The 19,057-nt window shown below is 71.7% G+C and carries 17 protein-coding genes; 9 read left to right on the top strand and 8 right to left on the bottom strand.

Annotated elements, in window-relative coordinates:
* Positions 1-7: 7 nt before the first annotated feature.
* Both AAHG09_RS04520 and AAHG09_RS04515 read right to left on the bottom strand, forming a co-directional pair.
* Positions 8-394: a transcriptional regulator gene (locus AAHG09_RS04520; protein ID WP_342105669.1), complete on the bottom strand. Its 387-nt coding sequence runs from the start codon at positions 392-394 to the stop codon at positions 8-10.
* Positions 384-1,001, bottom strand: coding sequence for a hypothetical protein (locus tag AAHG09_RS04515; RefSeq protein WP_342106203.1), 618 nt, complete (start codon positions 999-1,001; stop codon positions 384-386). The genes AAHG09_RS04520 and AAHG09_RS04515 overlap by 11 nt, the downstream gene beginning before the upstream one ends.
* Positions 1,002-1,292: 291 nt before the next feature.
* Here AAHG09_RS04515 and uvrB point away from each other — a divergent pair, with 291 nt between their 5' ends.
* A complete protein-coding gene (gene uvrB, locus AAHG09_RS04510; protein WP_342105668.1) occupies positions 1,293-4,076 on the top strand; it encodes an excinuclease ABC subunit UvrB in 2,784 nt (927 codons plus the stop codon).
* A 14-nt stretch (positions 4,077-4,090) separates the two neighbouring features.
* On the opposite strand, the gene AAHG09_RS04505 is transcribed toward uvrB, so the two are convergent.
* On the bottom strand, positions 4,091-4,303 hold the full coding sequence (locus AAHG09_RS04505; RefSeq protein ID WP_342105666.1) for a hypothetical protein: 213 nt from the start codon (positions 4,301-4,303) through the stop codon (positions 4,091-4,093).
* A gap of 138 nt (positions 4,304-4,441) precedes the next feature.
* Between AAHG09_RS04505 and AAHG09_RS04500 the strand changes: the two genes are divergently transcribed.
* From AAHG09_RS04500 to AAHG09_RS04485, 4 genes are all read left to right on the top strand, one after another.
* Positions 4,442-4,969 carry an ankyrin repeat domain-containing protein gene (locus tag AAHG09_RS04500; RefSeq protein WP_342105665.1) on the top strand — a complete coding sequence of 176 codons (528 nt, stop codon included), beginning with the start codon at positions 4,442-4,444 and terminating at the stop codon, positions 4,967-4,969.
* 113 nt (positions 4,970-5,082) lie between these two features.
* Complete coding sequence (locus AAHG09_RS04495) at positions 5,083-6,801, top strand: pyrroloquinoline quinone-dependent dehydrogenase (protein ID WP_342106202.1); 1,719 nt, start codon at positions 5,083-5,085, stop codon at positions 6,799-6,801.
* Between the two features lie 57 nt (positions 6,802-6,858).
* On the top strand, positions 6,859-7,296 hold the full coding sequence (locus tag AAHG09_RS04490; RefSeq protein WP_342105663.1) for an acyl-CoA thioesterase: 438 nt from the start codon (positions 6,859-6,861) through the stop codon (positions 7,294-7,296).
* Between the two features lie 204 nt (positions 7,297-7,500).
* Positions 7,501-8,634 carry a carboxylate-amine ligase gene (locus AAHG09_RS04485; protein ID WP_342105661.1) on the top strand — a complete coding sequence of 378 codons (1,134 nt, stop codon included), beginning with the start codon at positions 7,501-7,503 and terminating at the stop codon, positions 8,632-8,634.
* 50 nt (positions 8,635-8,684) lie between these two features.
* On the opposite strand, the gene AAHG09_RS04480 is transcribed toward AAHG09_RS04485, so the two are convergent.
* The 4 genes from AAHG09_RS04480 to AAHG09_RS04465 form a co-directional block, all read right to left on the bottom strand.
* Positions 8,685-10,010, bottom strand: coding sequence for an O-antigen ligase family protein (locus AAHG09_RS04480; RefSeq protein WP_342105659.1), 1,326 nt, complete (start codon positions 10,008-10,010; stop codon positions 8,685-8,687).
* Positions 10,011-10,335: 325 nt separating this feature from the next.
* On the bottom strand, positions 10,336-11,238 hold the full coding sequence (locus AAHG09_RS04475) for an alpha/beta hydrolase (protein ID WP_342105658.1): 903 nt from the start codon (positions 11,236-11,238) through the stop codon (positions 10,336-10,338).
* An 83-nt stretch (positions 11,239-11,321) separates the two neighbouring features.
* Positions 11,322-12,269: a lytic transglycosylase domain-containing protein gene (locus tag AAHG09_RS04470; RefSeq protein WP_412759987.1), complete on the bottom strand. Its 948-nt coding sequence runs from the start codon at positions 12,267-12,269 to the stop codon at positions 11,322-11,324.
* A gap of 248 nt (positions 12,270-12,517) precedes the next feature.
* On the bottom strand, positions 12,518-13,897 hold the full coding sequence (locus tag AAHG09_RS04465) for a CoA transferase (RefSeq protein ID WP_342105657.1): 1,380 nt from the start codon (positions 13,895-13,897) through the stop codon (positions 12,518-12,520).
* Between the two features lie 93 nt (positions 13,898-13,990).
* Here AAHG09_RS04465 and AAHG09_RS04460 point away from each other — a divergent pair, with 93 nt between their 5' ends.
* The 4 genes from AAHG09_RS04460 to AAHG09_RS04445 are packed head-to-tail and all read left to right on the top strand — an operon-like array spanning position 13,991 to position 18,341.
* A complete protein-coding gene (locus AAHG09_RS04460; RefSeq protein WP_412759986.1) occupies positions 13,991-15,628 on the top strand; it encodes an ABC transporter ATP-binding protein in 1,638 nt (545 codons plus the stop codon).
* A gap of 2 nt (positions 15,629-15,630) precedes the next feature.
* A complete protein-coding gene (locus tag AAHG09_RS04455; protein ID WP_342105655.1) occupies positions 15,631-16,851 on the top strand; it encodes a phosphopentomutase in 1,221 nt (406 codons plus the stop codon).
* Positions 16,852-16,859: 8 nt separating this feature from the next.
* On the top strand, positions 16,860-17,051 hold the full coding sequence (locus AAHG09_RS04450; RefSeq protein WP_342105654.1) for a DUF1192 domain-containing protein: 192 nt from the start codon (positions 16,860-16,862) through the stop codon (positions 17,049-17,051).
* 3 nt (positions 17,052-17,054) lie between these two features.
* On the top strand, positions 17,055-18,341 hold the full coding sequence (locus AAHG09_RS04445) for a leucine-rich repeat-containing protein kinase family protein (protein WP_342105653.1): 1,287 nt from the start codon (positions 17,055-17,057) through the stop codon (positions 18,339-18,341).
* A gap of 31 nt (positions 18,342-18,372) precedes the next feature.
* Here AAHG09_RS04445 and AAHG09_RS04440 read toward each other — a convergent pair whose 3' ends face one another.
* Positions 18,373-18,972, bottom strand: a complete 600-nt coding sequence (locus tag AAHG09_RS04440) for a cysteine hydrolase family protein (RefSeq protein ID WP_342105652.1) — start codon at positions 18,970-18,972, stop codon at positions 18,373-18,375.
* Between the last annotated feature and the right edge of the window lie 85 nt (positions 18,973-19,057).

The following is a 19,057-nucleotide window of genomic DNA, read 5'->3' as shown; positions in this document are numbered from 1 at the left end:
AACAGTCTCACGCCGGTTTCGTGGCCGGATCGAGTCCGCGCCGGCCCGATTCCGGCCCGGGCTCGGCGGCCTCCGCGGCGTCGCGGACGACCTGCTCCAGCACGCCGAGATAGCCGATGAAGCGCTGGCGGCCGCTGGCGGTCAGCCGGCACACCGTCTGCGGACGGTTCTGCGCGAACCCCTTCTGGAGTGTCACGAAGTCCGCCTCGCTCAGAACCGCGAGGTGGCGGTTCAGGTTGCCGTCGGTCAGACCGCACAGGCGCTTCAGATCCGGGAAGGGCAGCCCCTTGGGGTGGGCCACCAGGGAGGTCAGCACGGAGAGCCGGGCCCGCTCGTGGATGATCCGGTCGAGCCCCTCGTAGGAGAAGCGGCCGTCGTCGCGATCAGAGGCCATCGTCGTAGGCCCCGGCGCCGTGGTGGATGATCGCAGCCAGCCAGGTCTGGCCGACCAGGAAGGGCAGCCCCATCGTCCAGGGGGAGAGGACGCGCGTCTCCGCCGAGAAGGCCAGCACGCCGAGGCCGGCGAGCAGGTACCACGCGCCCACGCCCTGGACGCCCCGGGGCAGGATGCGCGCCGAGGCGAACAGGCCGAGGCCGACCAGAACCTGCCAGAGGCCCGGCAGCATCCAGACCTCCTGGGGGGCGAACCGGGCGATCACCAGGGCGAGGCAGGCCCCGGCGCCGGCCGCCGGCAGGAAGACCTCGATGGCGTTCCACACCATGGCGTCGGCCAGGCCGGAATGCAGGCGGCGGGTCCGCCGCACCGCTTTGATGCCGATCATCGCGAAGGCCGCCAGCGCGGCCGCGACCCAGAGGCCGAAGAACAGGCCTGTCCGCACCGCCGGGTCACCGAGCCACAGGGCCTGACCCGCCGCGCAAGCCAGGGCGAGGCCACCGGTGGCTGCGACCGTCGCCGCGCCCACCCCGCGGAAGGTCGTGTCCCGGGCGATCTGCGAGCGGATCGCCACGATGTCGGCCAAGGCCTTGTCCAAGTCCTGCATGCGTTTCACGCCCCAGCCTACATCGTGCTTTGCGCCGCAAAGTAACGGCCCTTGCCATCCGTCGCAAGCCAATTCGATCGGCTCAACGCCCGATTTGCCAGATACGAAATTGGCTTTTCCGGCCATAAATTTCGTGAAGACTACCTAACGGTTGTATTCCGTTGAGTATCTTCATGAATGGCCGCAGCGCGACAGACATCCGCTCCGCCGCTTCGGGGGACGGCCCGGTGCGGGAAAAACTCCCGGCCCGGCAGGCTTTCTCGCGACGCCCGACAGGCCCATATTGGACTCATGCCCGCTCCGAAGAAATCGCGCTCCGTCTCGGCCTCGTCCGCCAAGGCGTCGAAGCCCGAGCTGAAGCCGCTCGATACCTATCTCGCCGCGTTGCTGAACCCGGCGCTCAACCGCAACCGGCCGCCGCCGATCGACGCGCCGCCCGAGCCGCCGGCCGAGACGCCTGCGCGTCCAGGCAAGCCCAAGGGGCGCGGCAAGGCCAGCGGCAACGACACCCGCAACGACACCGGCAAGCGCGGGACCTCGCAGGCCGCCACCCGCCGGGCGGAGATCGCGCGCGACGGCTTCGCGGAGGCGCCGCAGGCCGGCTTCGCCCTGGGCGACGCGGCCGATGTCGACCCGCGCCTCGCCCAGGCGCTCGGCCTGACCCCGCCCGAGGACGGCCCGGTGCCGGAGGGGGCCGACCTGCCCGATCCCGGCGGCGACGGCGGCGCCTCGGCCACGATCACGGCCCTCGAGCGGCTGCTCACCGAGGGCAACCCGCTGTTCAAGGATGGCCAGACCTGGGTTCCGCACCGGCCGGATCGGCCGCAGAAATCCGAGGGTGGCGTCCGGTTCACGCTGAAATCCGAGTTCACGCCGGCCGGCGACCAGCCGAAGGCCATCGCCGAACTGGTCGGCGGCGTGCAGGCCCATGAGCGCGACCAGGTGCTGCTCGGCGTCACCGGCTCCGGCAAGACCTTCACGATGGCCAAGATCATCGAGGAGACGCAGCGCCCGGCCCTGATCCTGGCGCCCAACAAGACGCTGGCCGCGCAGCTCTACGGGGAGTTCAAGGCGTTCTTCCCCGACAACGCGGTCGAGTACTTCGTTTCCTACTACGATTACTACCAGCCCGAAGCCTACGTCCCGCGCTCCGACACGTTCATCGAGAAGGAATCCTCGATCAACGAGCAGATCGACCGGATGCGCCACGCCGCCACCCGCGCCCTGCTGGAGCGGGACGACGTGATCATCGTCGCATCGGTCTCGTGCATCTACGGTATCGGCTCGGTCGAGACCTACACGGCGATGTCGTTCACGGTCTCGCTCGGCGAGCGGATCGAGCAGCGCCAGCTGATCGCCGATCTCGTGGCGCTCCAGTACAAGCGGATCCAGTCCGATTTCGCCCGCGGCACGTTCCGGGTGCGCGGCGACTCGATCGAGCTGTGGCCCGCCCACCTGGAGGATCGCGGCTGGCGGATCGGCCTGTTCGGCGACGAGGTCGAGAGCATCGTCGAGTTCGACCCGCTGACCGGCAAGACCCTCTCCGAATTGAAGTTCGTGAAGGTCTACGCCAACTCGCACTACGTGACGCCGCGGCCGACGCTGCAGCAGGCGATCAAGGGCATCAAGACCGAGCTGAAGGGCCGGATCGAGGAGCTCACCAAGATGGGCCGCCTGATCGAGGCGCAGCGCATCGACCAGCGCTGCACCTTCGACATCGAGATGATCGAGGCCACCGGCGCCTGCAACGGCATCGAGAACTATTCGCGCTACCTCACCGGCCGGAAGCCGGGCGAGCCGCCGCCGACACTGTTCGAGTATCTGCCCGACAACGCCCTGGTGTTCACCGACGAGAGCCACGTCACCGTGCCGCAGATCGGCGGCATGTACCGGGGCGACTTCCGCCGCAAGGCGACGCTCGCCGAATACGGCTTCCGGCTGCCCTCCTGCCTCGACAACCGCCCGCTGCGCTTCGAGGAGTGGGACGCGATGCGGCCGATGACGGTCCACGTCTCGGCGACGCCCGGCAAGTGGGAGATGGAACAGACCGGCGGCGTCTTCGCCGAGCAGGTGATCCGCCCGACCGGCCTCGTCGATCCGGTGATCGAGATCCGCCCGGCCCGCAGCCAGGTCGACGATCTGCTGGGCGAGGTCCGCGAAGTGGCGCAGGCCGGCTACCGGACACTCGTGACCACGCTCACCAAGCGCATGGCCGAGGATCTCACCGAATACCTGCACGAGAACAACGTCCGGGTGCGCTACATGCACTCCGACATCGACACGCTGGAGCGGATCGAGATCATCCGCGACCTGCGGCTCGGCGCCTTCGACGTGCTGATCGGCATCAACCTGCTGCGCGAGGGCCTCGACATCCCGGAATGCGCCCTGGTGGCGATCCTGGATGCCGACAAGGAGGGTTTCCTGCGCTCGGAGACCTCGCTGATCCAGACCATCGGCCGCGCTGCCCGCAACGCCGACGCGCGCTGCATCCTGTACGCGGACAACATCACCGGCTCGATGGAGCGGGCGATGGCCGAGACCGAGCGCCGCCGTGCCAAGCAGCTCGCCTACAACGAAGAGCACGGGATCACGCCGCAGAGCGTGAAGCGCGGCATCGCCGATATCCTCAGCAGCGTGTTCGAGCGCGACCACGTCCAGGTCGATACCGGGCTGGCCAAGGACGCCATCACGGTCGGCCACAACCTCAAGGCCGTGCTGGCCGATCTGGAGAAGCGGATGCGGGCGGCCGCCGCCGATCTCGACTTCGAGGAGGCGGCCCGCCTGCGCGACGAGCTCAAGCGGCTTCAGGCGACCGAGCTGCTGGTCTCCGACGATCCGATGGCCCGGCAGGGCGACGTCGAGCGCGAGGCCGGCAAGTTCGGCCGGAAGCCGCCGCGCGGGGGCAGCCGGATCGCCAAGCCCGACCTCGACAACATGGGGCCGGGGACGGATCGCGAGTTGCCGGTCGGCGGCCTCGCGCCGGCCTGGCAGGAGCGGCCGAAGCCGCGCTCGACGCAGGGGCTCGGCGGGCAGAAGCCCAAGTACAAGGGTGGCGGGGGACGGCGGCGGGGGTGATCGCCCGGCACGTCTCAGGCGGCTTCGTGGTCCCGGCGATAGCCCGATGCCACTTCGCCGGCATCCACGATCGCCTGCGCGATGCGGACGACGAGACCATTGCAGGCCTCGTCGTAGGCCTGCGAGTCCTTCTGGACCGCTGCCTCGACCAGGGTCCCAGCCTGCTCGCGCACGATCTCGCGGGCGGTGCGCAGCGCGTCGGCGTAGGGCTCGAACGGTCGGGGCATCGTTGCACTCCCGAGACGCCGGGTCTTCCGGCATCGGTAGGGGGCTGGAACGAGCGTCGCGGCAAAACTGTTCCCGGGCACGCTGAACCGCAGCGCCGCACCGACACCGATCAGATCCGGCTGTGAGACGAGTTCCCGATGGCTTCAGACCCGAACGCGCGCCCCACCCTCGACGACGACACCCTGGCCTTCGCGGCCCGCGTGTTCCAGTACGCCCGGATGGGCCACGCGGAGGAGTTGGCCGAGCTGTTCGGCCAGGGGCTTCCGGCGAACCTGCGCAACGACAAGGGTGACAGCCTGCTGATGCTCGCCGCCTATAACGGGCAAGCCGAGGCGGCCCGGGTGATCCTGGAGGCCGGCGGCGACCCGGAACTCGCCAACGATCGCGGCCAGACGCCCCTCGCCGGGGCGGCCTTCAAGAACGACCTCGCGATGGCGCGGCTGCTGCTCCAGCACGGGGCCGCGGTGGACGGGACCGGCGACGGCTCCCGCACCGCCCTCATGACGGCCGCGATGTTCGACCGGACCGAGATGGTCGACCTGCTGCTCCAGCACGGGGCCGACCCGAACCGGCGCGACGCCGCCGGCCAGAGCGCCGCCGACATGGCCCGGGCCATGGGCGCGCAGGCGACGCCGGGGCAGCTCGACGGGGCGGGGCGGTGTTAACGCACTTTGCCGAGCGTTGCAGCGTTAAGCCGACATGCACGGGCGCGACAGACGCCCCACCCGGGAGTAGAAGCTTGCCGCGATCCCTGAAAACTGCCGCACTGGCCTGCCTCGTGCAGATCGCGTCATGCGGCATAGCATCCGCCGCCGAGACCCCCTGGCCGGCCTTCGGCCACGATTCCAGCAACCGCAATTTTTCCGCGCTGGCCCAGATCGACCGGAGCAACGTCGCGCGGCTGCGTCCGGCGTGGCTCTTCCAGACCGGCATCACCGGCTACTTCCAGGCCCAGCCCCTGATGGTGGACGGGACGCTCTACCTCTCCACCACACAGAACAACGTCGCGGCCCTCGACGCGGGGACCGGCAAGCCGCTCTGGACCTACACGCACAAGCCGCGCACGGAGAAGATCTTCGGCCCGCCCTCGAACCGCGGGCTCGCGGTCGCCGGCGGTCTCGTCTTCGAGGCGACCATGGACGGGCGGCTGATCGCCCTGGATGCCAAGACCGGCAAGATCGTCTGGGACAAGGAGGCGGTCCGCCCGGAGGAGGGTGAGACCGAGACCGCCTCGGGGCTGGCAGCCACCCTCGGCGGCAAGCCCGTGCAGGGGTCGAGCCGGCTCGGCTTCAAGATGCCGCCGCTGGTCGCCGACGGGCTGGTGATCGTCGGCGTCACCGGGGCGGGCTACGGCCTCCATATCGAGGACGCGGCGGGCGGCCTCGACGGCGGCGCGGTGGTGGGGATCGAGGGCGGCTACGGCCGGCGCGGCTGGCTCGCCGCCTACGACGCGAAGACCGGCGCCGAGCGCTGGCGCTGGTACGTCACGCCCTCCGCGGGCTGGGAGGGCGGTTTCGTCGACAAGACCGCCGACGGCACGCCGCTTCACCGGGACATCCCGGCCGAGAAGGCGGCGGCGCCCGCCAACCGCGATGCGTGGCGGGTCGGCGGCGGCTCGCTCTGGATGACGCCGGCCTACGATGCCGATCTCGGCCTGATCTTCCTCGGCACCGGCAACCCGGCGCCGCAGAATTTCGGCCTCTCGCGGCCGGGCGACAACCTCTACACGATGTGCCTCGTGGCGCTGGACGTGAAGACCGGCCAGCTGCGCTGGTACTACCAGCAGGTGCCGCACGACGAGTGGGGCTACGACGTCGCCGCGCCGCCCTTCCTGCTCGACGGCCCGAACGGCACCAAGGCGGTGGCCTCGGCGAGCAAGACCGGCTGGATCTACGTCCACGACCGCGCGACCGGGAAGCTGCTGGAGCGCTCGGCGCCGCTCCTCGACCAGAAGAACCTGTTCGCGCCGCCGACCGCGCAGGGGACGGTGGTGGCGCCGGGCCCCCTCGGGGCGGTCTCGTGGCCGCCGACCGCGTACGACGGGCGGCTCGCCTACGTGCAGGTCCGCCACGGGGCGACGACCTACACGGTGAAGACCGTACCGGCCGCCGCGGGACGGCCGGAGATCCGCTACACCGAGACCAGTGAGGCGAAGGGCGAGCCGTCCTTCAGCACGCTGACCGCCGTCGACCTGACGAACGGCGGCACGATCGCGTGGTCGGTCCGCGCGGCGAGCCGGCTCTCGGGCGGCACGCTGGCGACCGCCGGAGGCCTCGTCTTCTCCGGCGAGGAGGACGGCCACCTCGACGCCCACGATGCGCGCGACGGAGCGGTGCTCTGGCGCTTCCAGTGCGGCGCGGGGATCAGCGGGCCGGCCATGACGTACGCGCTGGATGGTCGGCAGTACGTGGCGGTGGCGGCGGGCGGCGCCTCCTACACCAAGGCGTCGGGCTTCGGCACCGGCGACGCATTGCTGGTCTTCGCGCTGCCCGATTGACCATGGCCAAGCTTGACGGGAAGGGTTCCAGCCGGAGGCGGGGGCTCTTTCCGGACCATGACAGAGGCGCAGAGCGCGGACGCCGGGACCGGGCGGGCGGAAGCCCAGCCGACCGATCGCGGACCGCCGGTGATCCGCACCATCGCGATGCCGGCCGACACCAATCCGGCCGGCGACATCTTCGGCGGCTGGCTGATGGCCCAGATGGATCTGGCGGCCGGCAACGTCGCGGCCCGGCGGGCCCGGGGGCGCTGCGCCACCATCGCGGTCGATGCGATCACCTTCCACCACCCGGTCTTCGTGGGCGACGAGGTCAGCCTCTACGCGTGGCTGGTGAAGGTCGGGCGCTCGTCCCTGCGCATCCAGGTCGAGGTCTGGCGGCGCGAGCGGGCGAGCGAGGCGACCATGAAGGTCACGGAGGCGACCTTCACCTTCGTGGCGATCGGCGACGACCGGCGCCCGCGGCTGGTTCCGCCCGAGGCGGCCGGGGACTGATCACGACACGGGCGATGCACATCCGATCTGGGACCGCCTGATTGCAGAGTGGGCTGCGGCGGCGCTTGGCGAAAACCAAAACAATCGCCGCTTCCGCACGTTGGCCCGGATCGCGCATGATGTCGGTCAGTCCGGCTGTCGCAGCGGTGCCGATCCGCGGCGCACGTGGTCGGCGGCCGCACGTCCAGGGATCGGAACCACACGATGGCGCAGCGGTCGGGACACGACTTCAAGTTCGGCATCGAGGAGGAGTTCTTCCTGGCTGGCGCCCGCTCGCGGGGCGCGCCGCGCGCGTCGATCCAGGGTTTCCACGACGCGGCGAAACACCTGGGTTCGGTCGAGCGGGAACTCCTCGAGAATGAGGTCGAGATCTGTTCGGAGCCGACGGCGAGCGTCGACGCGGCGCGCGCGGCGCTGGGCGATCTGCGCGACAAGCTCCAGGCGACCGCCCGCGCGCACGGGCTCAAGCTGTTCGCCGCCGGGACGCACCCCACCGCCGTCTGGGCGGTGCAGAAGGAGACCGACAAACCGCGCTACCGCGGGATGATGGACGACCTCCAGATCACCGGGCGCCGCTCCGTGGTCGCCGGCCTGCACGTCCATGTCGAGGTGCCGCGCCCGGAGAAGCGGGTGGATATCATGCGGCGGATCTACCCGTTCCTGCCGCTGCTGCTCGCCCTCTCGACCTCCTCGCCGTTCTACGATCGCCGGCGCACCGGCCTGCACGGCTACCGGTTGCGGGCCTACGCCGAGCTGCCCCGCACCGGGCTCCCCGAGCTGTTCGACGACGAGGCCGATTACGCCCGCTATGTCCGGATCATGACCGCGGCCGGCGCCGTGCCCGATCCGACGTATTTCTGGTGGCACATCCGTCCGTCGATCCGATACCCGACCCTGGAGCTGCGCGTCGCCGACAGCTGCACGCGGCTGGACGACAGCCTGACCATCGCCCAGCTCTACCGCTGCCTCGTCCGTCTGCTCGACCGGCGCCCGGAGATCCATGCCGGCCTGACCGGCGCATCGCGGGGGTTCGTGATGGAGAACCTGTGGCGGGCCGAGCGCGACGGCACGGGCGCGTCGCTGATCGACGAGACGGCCGGGCGCGCCGTTCCCGTGACCGACGCCCTGGATGCCTTGCTCGACCTGATCGCCGAGGACGCGGCCGCGCTCGGCTGCACGGCGCAGATGGCGCACGCCGCGGTGATCGCCCGAAACGGATCGAGCGCGGCCGGCCAGCTCGCGGCCTACGCGACCGCCCGCGATGGCGGCGCCAGCGAGGGCGCGGCGTTGAAGGCGGTCATCGATTGGCTCGCCCGGGAGACGGCGCCCGTGGGCTGAGGGACCGACCGAGGGAGGCGAGCGGATCGCGTTAGATTCGGCTGTTCCCCTCAGCCCGCCGCGAGGGCGTAGCGCGTCCGCAGGCGCAGGCCGAACACCACCATCATGAACATGCAGCAGGTCGCGTTGTTGCCGTTCCACAGCACCGTCTCGAACGAGGCCGAGACCAGCCCGAGGAACCAGAGGCGCAAAAACAGCATCGTCTCCGCGTCGAGCCGGGCGCCGCCGGCCACGCGCTGCAGGTCGCGGACCGGCGCCAGCACGAAGGCCACCACGGTCAGCACCAGGAACGGCAGGCCGCCGATCAGCGCCGTGTCGAGATAGGCGTTATGGGCGTGGTCGACGGTGTTGACCCAGGTCAGCTCCTCGGAGCCGGCATACATGGTCCGCTCGGTCATCCAGAAGGCGCCGATCCCCCAGCCCCGCCAGGGGCGGATCAGGATGTTGTCGATGGCGAATTGCCAGATCTCGCTGCGGCCGGTGAAGGTCGCGTCGGTCAGCAGCGACCCGACCGCCTCCTGGATCGGCGGAATCAGCACCGATCCGATCGAGATCAGCGAGAACCCGACCACCGGGCCGAGCAAGAGCAGGCGCCGGGCGAAGCCGCCGGTCAGCACCTGGCAGAGCCCCGTCACGCCGAGGATCACCGGCAGCAGCAGGATCGCGGTCTTGGAGCCGCTCGCGAGCAGAAACCCGGACGCCAGCAGCACGATGGCCCAGCCGAGGAACCGGTTGGCGGCGGTGGCGACGTAGAGGCCGATGATCACCAGGATCACCATGGCGGCCCCGGCCTCGTTCTTCTGCGGGAAGATCCCGCGCCAGAGGCCCGGATGACTCGGATCGGAATTGACGTCGAAGGCCGAGTGGATGGCGAGGTTCGGCACGAAGGCCACCGCCAGATAGGAGGCGAGCACGATCACCAGGGCCGCCCCGGCGAGGCTGAGCGCCAGCTGCCGCGGGGAGCGGGCGACGATCAGCACGCCGGCGGAGAGCATCGCGGCGATCCCGAACAGCGCCAGCCGGCGCAGCGACAGGCTGGGCTCGATCGAGAGCAGCGTCGTCAGGCCGAGCCAGATTGCGCAGAGCAGGAGCGGCCGGGTCATCAGCGGCTGCAGGTGCCGGATGCCAATCCGGCGGATCGCCAGCGCCATGGCGGTGCCGGCCGCGAGGAACAGCACCTGTGTCAGCAGGCTGCCATCCTCGGAGGCCGCCAGGATCGACCGGTCGGACAGGTCCTTCAGCCAGACGTGGTTCCAGAGGAGGACGAAGACCGCCCCGTTGAGGAGCACGCGCACGACGTCCGGCACGTCGCGGCCCGCGCGGGCGTGCTGCCGTCCGTCAGCCGGGATGCCGATCGCCGCGTCTGCAGAAGCCATGTCGTTCCACCGCCGAGCCTGCGACCCGCGCGGTCCCACCAAGCGGCCGGGTGATCCCACCCATTCCCCTCATCCTGAGGTGCCCGCGTCAGCGGGCCTCGAAGGAGAGCTCCAGTTGGCCGCGCGCTCCCTGGGGATCTCCTTCGAGGCCTCCGCTGCGCTCCAGCACCTCAGGATGAGGGGGGTGGGTTAGACGTTGGTCGCCTCGTTAGGGACGGCGTGGTCAGCCGCAGACTTATCCTAGACCGATGCACGGTCCGCGCGATGGCAAATCAAACGTCACACCCAACGATCGCGCGATAACCTTGACGAAGGCCTGCTGCGCTCAGCGCCGCATCGTGTACTGCGAGCGGCCGGCGGACTGGCGCATCAGGAAGGAGGCCATCTCGGCGAGTTCCGGAGCCTTTGAGCGGAAGGTCACCGACAGAGCGAGCAGCGTGTCCTTGTGGTCGAGGCCGGGATAGAGCCGCTCCTGCACGGGCACGTGCTCGGCCCGCAGCTTCGCGGCGAGGCTCACCGTGTGCCGGGGCTTCACGACGGTATCGGCGTCGCCGGTCGCCAGGAAGGCGGGGGGCGAGAGCGGACCCACGAAGGTCCCCGGCTGGGTCGCCGCCAGATCGGGCGCCTTGCCGAACACCTTGATCGTGGTGTCCTGATCGAGCGGCAGGAAGTCGTAGGGGCCGGACAGGCCGGCCACCGCCTTGATCACCTTGGGATCGACCCCGGCCGCCGTGACGTAGCGCGGGTCGAGACCGAGCATCAGGGCGTTGTAGGCGCCGGCGGAATGGCCGGCCAGGACGATCCGGCGCGGGTCGCCACCGTAGGCCGCGATGTTGTCGCGCACCCAGGCGAGCGCCGCCGCCCCGTCCTCCAGGAAGCCCGGGAAAGCGGTCTCCGGATAGAGCCGGTAATCCGGCAGCACCGTGACGAAGCCCTGCGCGGCGAGCGCGTGGCCGACGAAGGCGTAATCGTCCTTCGCGCCGCTCTGCCAGGAGCCGCCGTAGAAGAACACCAGCACCGGCGCATTCTCGGCCCCCGCCGTGGGCACGTAGACATCGAGGCGGTGCCGGGGGCCTTCGCCGAAGGGCTGATCCTTCGCGGCGAGGCGTCCGCCGGGGTCGCGCGGGCCGATCGCGTCGAACAGCGCCAGCGGCGAGGCCGCGCTGAAGCCGAAGGCCGCGAGCCCGAGGCACAGGAGGCTGGCCAGCGCGGTGAGGAGTCGTGTCATATCCCATCCGGTTATCGCGACCGGGCCATACGGCACCGCTCTCGGGGCGGATTGATGACGGCGGCGCGGCAAAGCGCGAAAAATCAGGTCCGCAGCACGATGCAGGCGCCGCCGACCTTCCGGATGCGGCCGCACAGGTCGTCGGCGGCCTGCCGGCTCTGGGCCGGGATGCGGATCCGGTAGAACGCCCGGGTGCCGCGGTTGCGCAGGCGCGTGCCGATGATCATCGGCCGCACCTCGCCGATCACCCCCGCATAGGCGCTGCGCGCGCGGTTGAAGCTCTGGAGCGCCAGGGACTTGGAGAAATTGCCCGCGAGCTGGATGCCCCAGGGCGCGGCCGGCCCCTCGTTCGGACCCAATGCGAAGCGATCGCCGCGGGACGGGATGCGCAGGCTGGCGGTGACCTGAAGGCAGGTCTGCGGCGGCGTCGGCTTGGCGTCCGGCTTCGCCTCCTTGGCGTCCTTTGCCTCTTTGGCGTCCTTCACCTCGGACTTGGCGGGCGCACCGCCCTCCGGAAACTCGATCGCCTTGGCGGGGCCGGTCCGCCAGTCCTCGGCCGGCCGGCCCGTGATGGCGGCCACGTAGGCGCGGGTTTCCTCGGGCAACCCGCCATCGCCCGCGAGCCACTTGCTCACCCGGCCGGCGCCGCCGTTATAGGCCGCCGCCGCGAGGCCGAGATTGCCGAACTGGTTCTTCAGATCGGCTAGCAGATGGGCGGCGTGCGGGATCGCCTGCTCGGGGTCGAACGGGTCGAGGAGCCCGCGCTCCCGCGCGGTGCCGGGCATGAACTGCGCGACGCCCTGCGCGCCCGCCGGGCTCACCACGCCGACGCGGAAACTGCTCTCGCGCCAGATCAGGCGCGTCAGGAACGGGATGGGCAGGTTCCGGGCCTTGGCGGATTCGTCGATCAGGCGGCAGAGCGCCTGCTCCACGGTCTCGGTCGCCCCCTCGGACGGGACGGCCAGGGCCGGACGCGCCGCGACGAGCAGGAGGATGAGGAGCGCGGCGCGGCGCAGGCGTGAGCTGTTCACACCGGCGTTGTAGCGACCTTCGGTTGCGGATCCATTGATCCTGGTTGCCGCACGGTGCTCGATGATGTGGCCCCGTCGAGTCGCTGACGCGGCGTGTTCCTGTGCCGGATCCCGGATCGGGTTCCGCTTCGCTTCACCCGTCCCGGAAAGGGTGCGGTGAAGGATCGGGCCAACCCTGTCCTGGGCGCATGCAGCGCCGGCGGAATGCGTCCCGGACTCAGCACGAAGAGCGCCGCGCGGCGGCTCCGTCATGGTCCCGCGCCGTCGGCCGCCCAGGCCGGGGCGTCCTCGCCCAGACGGCGGGCCGCCCGCGACCAGCGCATCGGAGCATCCGCCACCTCCACCGGCGCCTGCAACCGCCGGGCCGGTCCCCACGCGGTCGCCTCGATGACGGGCGCGAGATCCTCCGGCCCGGCGGCCGGGCAGGGCGGTTCGGGCTCAGCGGGACCGGCCTCGACCAGCAGGGCCGCCGTGCGCGCGAGGGAGAGCCGCGCCGCGCCGCCGGCCCCGTCGCTGAGCCGGCGCGCCAGCAGCCGCAGGACCGCGGCCGCCATCATGTAGCCGGTGGCGTGATCGAGGGCCTGGACCGGCAGGGGCACCGGCTTGGCGGCCTGCTGCCTCACCTGACCGGCCTGCGCGATGCCGGTGCTCATCTGCACGAGGCTGTCGAAGCCGCGTCGTCCGGCCCAGGGGCCGGTCCAGCCATAGGCATCGAGGCAGACCTCGACGAGCCCCGGCGCCAGGGCCCGCCGGGCCTGCGCACCGTATCCGAGCCCGTCCAGGGCCCCGGGCCGATAGCCGTGGACCAGCACGTCGGCCCCCGCGAGCAGCGCCTCGAACGTCGCCCGGTCGGCGTCTTGGCGCAGGTCGAGCCGGGCGCAGGTCTTGCCGAGGGTCACCTCCGGCTCGATCGGGGCCTCGTTCCAGTCGGGCGGGTCGATCCGCAGCACATCCGCGCCGAAGCCCGCGAGGAACCGCGTCGCCACCGGCCCGGCGAGCACCCGCGTCAGGTCGAGCACCCGCAGGCCGGCGAGCGGTCGCCCGGGCCGGGGGGCCCAGCCCGAGCCCGTCCCGCCGCCGCTCGGACCGACATGGACCAGCGGCTCGGCCGCCACCGCGCGGCCCTGCGGATGCGCCGCCCAATCGGCGAGCCCGCGCATCTCGGCCGCGCAGCCGCCCTCGGCCAGGATCGCTTCCTCCAGCTCACCCTTGGCCCAGCCCGACACGGCCCGCGCCATGCCGGCGCGATCGATCTGCGGCCCGAGCACGCGCTCGGCCGCCGCCCGGTGGTGCGGGGCGTTGGTGTGCAGGCGGATCCAACCGTCCCGGGTCTCGTAATCGCCTGCGACCGGATCCCAGGGATCGGGCATGCGCCACCCTTCGGGCCGCAGCGACCAAGCGAACCAGAACGACGCGAGCCGCCGGTCCACGGTGACGGGGCCCGCCAACCCCGCGACCTCGGCGAGTGCCAGCGCGGCCGCCCCGACCGAGCCGGCCGCGAGGTCGCTGACCGCGAAGGCGGAGGGCAGGGCGCCGGTGCCGGTGATCTGCAGATGGGCGAGCGCGTCGTGCGGCCCGTCGAGCGCCTGCCAGATCCGGGCTGCGAAGGCGTGGGCGCCAGCGGTCATGCCGATCTCCCGTGCAGTCCGCCGACCTCGGGCGGAGCTTCGTCGCAGCAGGATAGACTAGGGCCGCCGGCCGGGCGCGCTATAAGGAGCCGCATGATGGTGGATGAATCCCAGCCGCTCCTCGCCGTCGAGGACCTGTCGGTCGCCTTCCGCTCGCGGGAGAGCGAGACCCGGGCGGTCGATCGTATCGGCTTCACCATCCGGCGCGGCGAGACCGTGGCGCTGGTCGGCGAATCGGGATCGGGCAAGTCGGTGACGGCGCTCGCGATCCTGCGGCTCCTCGACGGGGCCGCGCACCAGGAGGGGCGGATCCTGTTCAAGGGTCGCGACCTCGCGGGCCTGCCCGAACGCGCCATGCGCGACGTGCGCGGCGCCGACATCACCATGGTGTTCCAGGAACCCATGACCTCGCTGAACCCGCTCCACACGATCGAGCGGCAGATCGGCGAGGTGCTGGGCCTCCATCGCGGGCTGACCGGCAAGGCGGCCAAGCGCCGGATCCTCGAACTCCTCAGCCTCGTGGGCCTGCGCGACGCGGAGAGCCGCATGGGCGCCTATCCGCACGAGCTCTCCGGCGGCCAGCGCCAGCGGGTGATGATCGCCATGGCGCTCGCCTGCGAGCCGGACCTGCTGGTCGCCGACGAGCCGACCACGGCGCTCGACGTCACCGTCCAGGCGCAGATCCTGGCGCTGCTCGCCGACCTGCAGAAGCGGCTCGGCATGGCGATGCTGTTCATCACCCACGATCTCGGCATCGTCGAGCGGATCGCCGACCGGGTCTGCGTGATGCTGAAAGGCAAGATCGTGGAGGCCGGAGAGACCCGGGCGGTCTTCGCGAACCCGCAGCACGAATACACACGCCGCCTGATCGCCTCGGAGCCGAAGGGCCGCGCCAACCCGATCCCGCCCGATGCCGCGCCTCTGCTCGAGGCTGGACCGCTGAAGGTCTGGTTCCCCCTGAAGGCGGGCCTGCTCCGGCGGGTCGTCGGCCACGTGAAGGCGGTGGATGGGGTCTCGCTCCGGGTCCGCGCCGGGGAGACCGTGGGGGTCGTCGGCGAATCCGGCTCCGGCAAGACGACGCTCGGCCTCGCCCTCCTTCGGTTGACGGCCTCCGAGGGGCCGATCGTGTTCCTCGGCAAGGCGATCGACGGCTTCGGCGTGGCGCAGATGCGGCCCCTGCGGAAGGACATGCAGGTGGTCTTCCAGGATCCCTACGGCTCGCTGTCGCCGCGCATGTCGGTGGCCGACATCGTGGCCGAGGGGCTGGTGGTGCAGGGCGCCGTGCGCTCCCGGGCCGAGCGCCGGGCCGTGGTTTCCAAAGCACTCGCCGATGTCGGGCTCGATCCCGCCGCGATGGACCGCTACCCGCACGAATTCTCCGGCGGCCAGCGCCAGCGGATCGCCATCGCCCGGGCCATCGTGCTGAACCCGCGCTTCGTCGTGCTCGACGAGCCGACCTCGGCGCTCGACCGCTCGGTCCAGGCGCAGATCGTGACCCTGCTGCGCGACCTCCAGCGGGAGCGCGGGCTGGCCTACCTGTTCATCAGCCACGACCTGAAGGTGGTTCGGGCGCTCGCCAACTACGTGATGGTGATGCAGAACGGCCGGGTGGTCGAGGAAGGCCCGGCCGAGACGATCTTCTCCGATCCGCAGACGGCCTACACCCGCGCCCTGTTCAAAGCGGCTTTCGCCCTCGACAGCGACGCCGCGGCCGAGCTGGAGCCCGCCTGACCGTGCCGCGCGCGCTGCTCATCGTCCTCGATTCCGTCGGCATCGGCGGGGCACCGGATGCCGAAGCCTACGGCGATGCCGGCTCCGACACCCTCGGGCACATCGCGGAGCATTGCGCGACCGGGCGCGGTGACCGGGCGGGCCTGCGCGCCGGACCGTTGCGCCTGCCGCACCTCGCCGCCCTCGGCCTGGGGCTGGCGGCGGCCGGCGCCTCGGGCCGGATCCCGCCCGGTCTCGCGCCCGCGGGCGAGCCGGAGGGGACCTACGGCCACGCCGTGGAGCGCGCCGCCGGCAAGGACACGCCGTCGGGCCACTGGGAAATCACCGGCCTGCCCCTGTCGCAGCCCTGGGGCCACTTCCCCGAGACGCGGCCGGCCTTCCCGCCCGAACTCACGCAGGCCCTCATCGCCGAAGGTAGCCTGCCAGGGATCCTCGGGGATCGCCAAGCGAACGGCGTCGCCATCATCGACGAACTCGGGGCCGAGCACATCCGAACGGGTGAGCCGATCTGCTACACCTCGGCCGACAGCGTGTTCCAGATCGCCGCCCACGAGGACGCGTTCGGCCTGGAGCGGCTCTACGACCTCTGCCGCATCGCGCGGCGCCTGTGCGATCCCTACCGGGTCTGCCGGGTGATCGCCCGACCCTTCGCGGGCTCGGCGGAGGCGGGCTTCCGCCGCACGAGCAACCGCAAGGACTTCGCGGTCGAGCCCCCCGGCCGCACCCTGCTCGACCGTGCCGAGGCGGCGGGCCGCAGCATTGTGAGCGTCGGCAAGATCGGCGACATCTTCGCCCACCGGGCCACGGGGCGCGAGATCAAGCCGGGCCCGAACGCCGCCTGCCTCCAGGCGGGGCTCGACGCCCTGAAGGATCTGCCGGACGGCGGCCTTATCTTCGTCAACCTCGTGGATTTCGACACCGAGTACGGCCACCGCCGGGACGTGCCGGGCTACGCCGCCGAGCTCGAAACGTTCGATGCCCGGGTTCCGGAGATCCGGGCGGCGCTCCGCCCCGGCGACCTCGCGCTCGTCACCGCCGACCACGGCAACGACCCGACCTGGACCGGGACCGACCATACCCGCGAGCAGGTCCCGGTCCTGGCCTTCGGCCCCGGTGTCGCCGGCCGCTCCATCGGCCGGCGGGACAGTTTTGCGGATCTCGGCGCCACTGTGGCGGCCCATCTGGGCCTGCCCTGGGACGGCGCCGGACACCCCTTCCTGTAGGAGGACCTATGCGGGACGACGACGACCGGCCGCGCAAGGCCGTCGCGCACGAGATCGGCCAGCCGCTCGATACCCTGTCGCTTGCGGACCTCGACGAGCGGATCGCGCTCCTGCGGGCGGAGATCGCCCGGATCGAGGCGGCGCGGGCCGCCAAGCAGGCGGCGCAGGGGGCGGCCGACGCCTTCTTCAAGCGGAGCTGAGGCTTGGACCGGACCGACACGCTGGCGGCCCTGCGGCGCGGCGACCTCGCCGGCGCCCGGGAATTGCGTCTGCCCGACGGGCTGGCCGAGGTTCCCCGGGAGGTTTTTGCGCTCGCCGACACGCTGGAGGTTCTGGACCTCGGCCGGGGCCGCCTGACAGACCTGCCGGCGGATCTCGGCCGGCTGCGCCATCTGCGGGTGCTGTTCGCCTCGGGCAATCCGTTCCCGCGCCTGCCGCCGGTGCTGGGTGACTGCCCAAGCTTGAGTCAGCTCGGCTTCCGCGGCTGCGGCATCGAAGCGGTGTCGGCGGACTCGCTGCCGCGCGACCTGCGCTGGCTGACGCTCACCGACAACCGGATCGAGACCCTACCGGCAGCCCTCGGGGAGCGGCCGCTGCTGCAGAAGCTGATGCTGGCCGGCAATCGGATCGCGGCCCTGCCCGACAGCCTGTCGGCGGCCGGCAACCTCGAACTGATCCGGCTCGCCTGCAACCGCATCGACACCCTTCCGGGGTGGCTGACGCACCTGCCGCGCCTCGCCTGGATCGCCTATGCGGGCAATCCCGCCGAGCCCGCGACGGAACCGGCTCCGGCGGCGCGGGTGCCGTGGGCCGAGCTCGAGGTCGGCGACCTGCTCGGGGAGGGGGCCTCGGGCCGGGTCCACCGGGCGGTCTGGCGCGGGCAGGCCGTGGCGCTAAAGCTATTCAAGGGCGCGATGACCAGCGACGGCCTGCCGGCGCGCGAGATGGAAGCCTGCCTCGCCGCCGGCACGCATCCGGCGCTGACCGGGGCGCTCGGTCGGCTCGACGGCCATCCCGATGGCGCCGAAGGGCTGCTGCTCCGGCTCTTGCCGCCGGACTGGCGCGTGCTCGCCGGGCCGCCGAGCCTCGCGAGCTGCAGCCGGGACATCTACGCCCCGGATTTCCGGCTCGATCCGGCGCGAACCCTGCGGATCGCGCGATCGGTGACGGAGGCGGTGGCGCACCTGCACGGGCGCAGCCTGATCCACGGCGACGTCTACGCGCACAACACGCTCTGGGAGGCCGGGACCGGCGCGGCCGTGCTCAGCGATTTCGGCGCCGCCTCGGCCCTGCCGGGGGGGCCGGACGGCGCGGCGCTGGCGCGGATCGAGGTCCGAGCCGTCGGGATCCTGCTCGGCGAGTTGATCGACCGTTGCGATACGCCGCCCGCCGAGCTGCGATCCCTGGAGCAAGCCTGCATGCAGCCCGACCCGGCCCGGCGGCCGGCCCTGGCGGAGGTGGCCGCCGCGCTGGGGCGGATGACGGCCTGAGTTCAGCCGCCGTCGCGACCGTGCAGGCGCCTCAGTCCGGGATGTCGGCCTGCCGGCGCGCCACCACGGCGAACAGGTCGCTCAGCGCGGCGAGGCTTGCGGCCTGGAGCTGGGCGGCGGGCACCACCGCGCCGTCCGGTCCGGGCAGGTCCCGCGTCGCGGTCGTGGAGGCCACGACGGTCGGACGGAAGCCGAGGTTGAAGGCGCTGCGGGCGGTCGAGTTCACGCACATATGCGTCATGAAGCCCGCCAGCACGACGTCCTTCACGCCCGCCACCTCCAGCCGCGCCTGGAGGTCGGTGCCCACGAAGGAGCTCGGATAGGCCTTGGTGATCACCGGCTCGTCGCCCTGGGGCGCCACCTCGGGGCTGATCTGGCCGATCGGCGCGGTGACGTCGTAGGGCGAGCCGGGCCCGGCATCGTGGCGAATATGGAAGACCGGGATGCCGGCCTGCCGCGCCCGGGCCAGCAGATCCGCCGCCTCGCGGATCGCAGGCTCGACGCCGTCGAGGCGCATGACGCCCTCGCGATAGGTCTGCTGCAGGTCGATGAGCACGAGCGCCGAGCCCTTCAGGCCGGCCGGCTCCGGGCTGAGGCCCGAGAGGCCGCGCAGGGTTGCGAGTTCGGACATTCGGCGTCTCCCCGGGCGCCGCTCGGGAACGGCGGCGACCCTTGCGTTCGCGCCGGATGCTACACCGCGCCGATGGATCGGCACC

The organism is Methylobacterium guangdongense, assembly GCF_038442355.1.
Taxonomy (GTDB): Bacteria; Pseudomonadota; Alphaproteobacteria; order Rhizobiales; family Beijerinckiaceae; genus Methylobacterium; species Methylobacterium guangdongense.
The sequence above is the reverse complement of the archived record's forward strand: the minus strand, read 5'-3'. Positions and strand labels throughout refer to the sequence as shown.

Coding starts and splice junctions, on each gene's coding strand:
- AAHG09_RS04465 (WP_342105657.1), bottom strand. CDS start 13,897: ATGACCGCTGGCGCCCACGCCTTCGCAGCCCGGATCTGGCAGGCGCTC.
- AAHG09_RS04485 (WP_342105661.1), top strand. CDS start 7,501: ATGGCGCAGCGGTCGGGACACGACTTCAAGTTCGGCATCGAGGAGGAG.
- uvrB (WP_342105668.1), top strand. CDS start 1,293: ATGCCCGCTCCGAAGAAATCGCGCTCCGTCTCGGCCTCGTCCGCCAAG.
- AAHG09_RS04505 (WP_342105666.1), bottom strand. CDS start 4,303: ATGCCCCGACCGTTCGAGCCCTACGCCGACGCGCTGCGCACCGCCCGC.
- AAHG09_RS04475 (WP_342105658.1), bottom strand. CDS start 11,238: ATGACACGACTCCTCACCGCGCTGGCCAGCCTCCTGTGCCTCGGGCTC.
- AAHG09_RS04520 (WP_342105669.1), bottom strand. CDS start 394: ATGGCCTCTGATCGCGACGACGGCCGCTTCTCCTACGAGGGGCTCGAC.
- AAHG09_RS04480 (WP_342105659.1), bottom strand. CDS start 10,010: ATGGCTTCTGCAGACGCGGCGATCGGCATCCCGGCTGACGGACGGCAG.
- AAHG09_RS04500 (WP_342105665.1), top strand. CDS start 4,442: ATGGCTTCAGACCCGAACGCGCGCCCCACCCTCGACGACGACACCCTG.
- AAHG09_RS04450 (WP_342105654.1), top strand. CDS start 16,860: ATGCGGGACGACGACGACCGGCCGCGCAAGGCCGTCGCGCACGAGATC.
- AAHG09_RS04490 (WP_342105663.1), top strand. CDS start 6,859: ATGACAGAGGCGCAGAGCGCGGACGCCGGGACCGGGCGGGCGGAAGCC.
- AAHG09_RS04440 (WP_342105652.1), bottom strand. CDS start 18,972: ATGTCCGAACTCGCAACCCTGCGCGGCCTCTCGGGCCTCAGCCCGGAG.
- AAHG09_RS04460 (WP_412759986.1), top strand. CDS start 13,991: ATGATGGTGGATGAATCCCAGCCGCTCCTCGCCGTCGAGGACCTGTCG.
- AAHG09_RS04515 (WP_342106203.1), bottom strand. CDS start 1,001: ATGCAGGACTTGGACAAGGCCTTGGCCGACATCGTGGCGATCCGCTCG.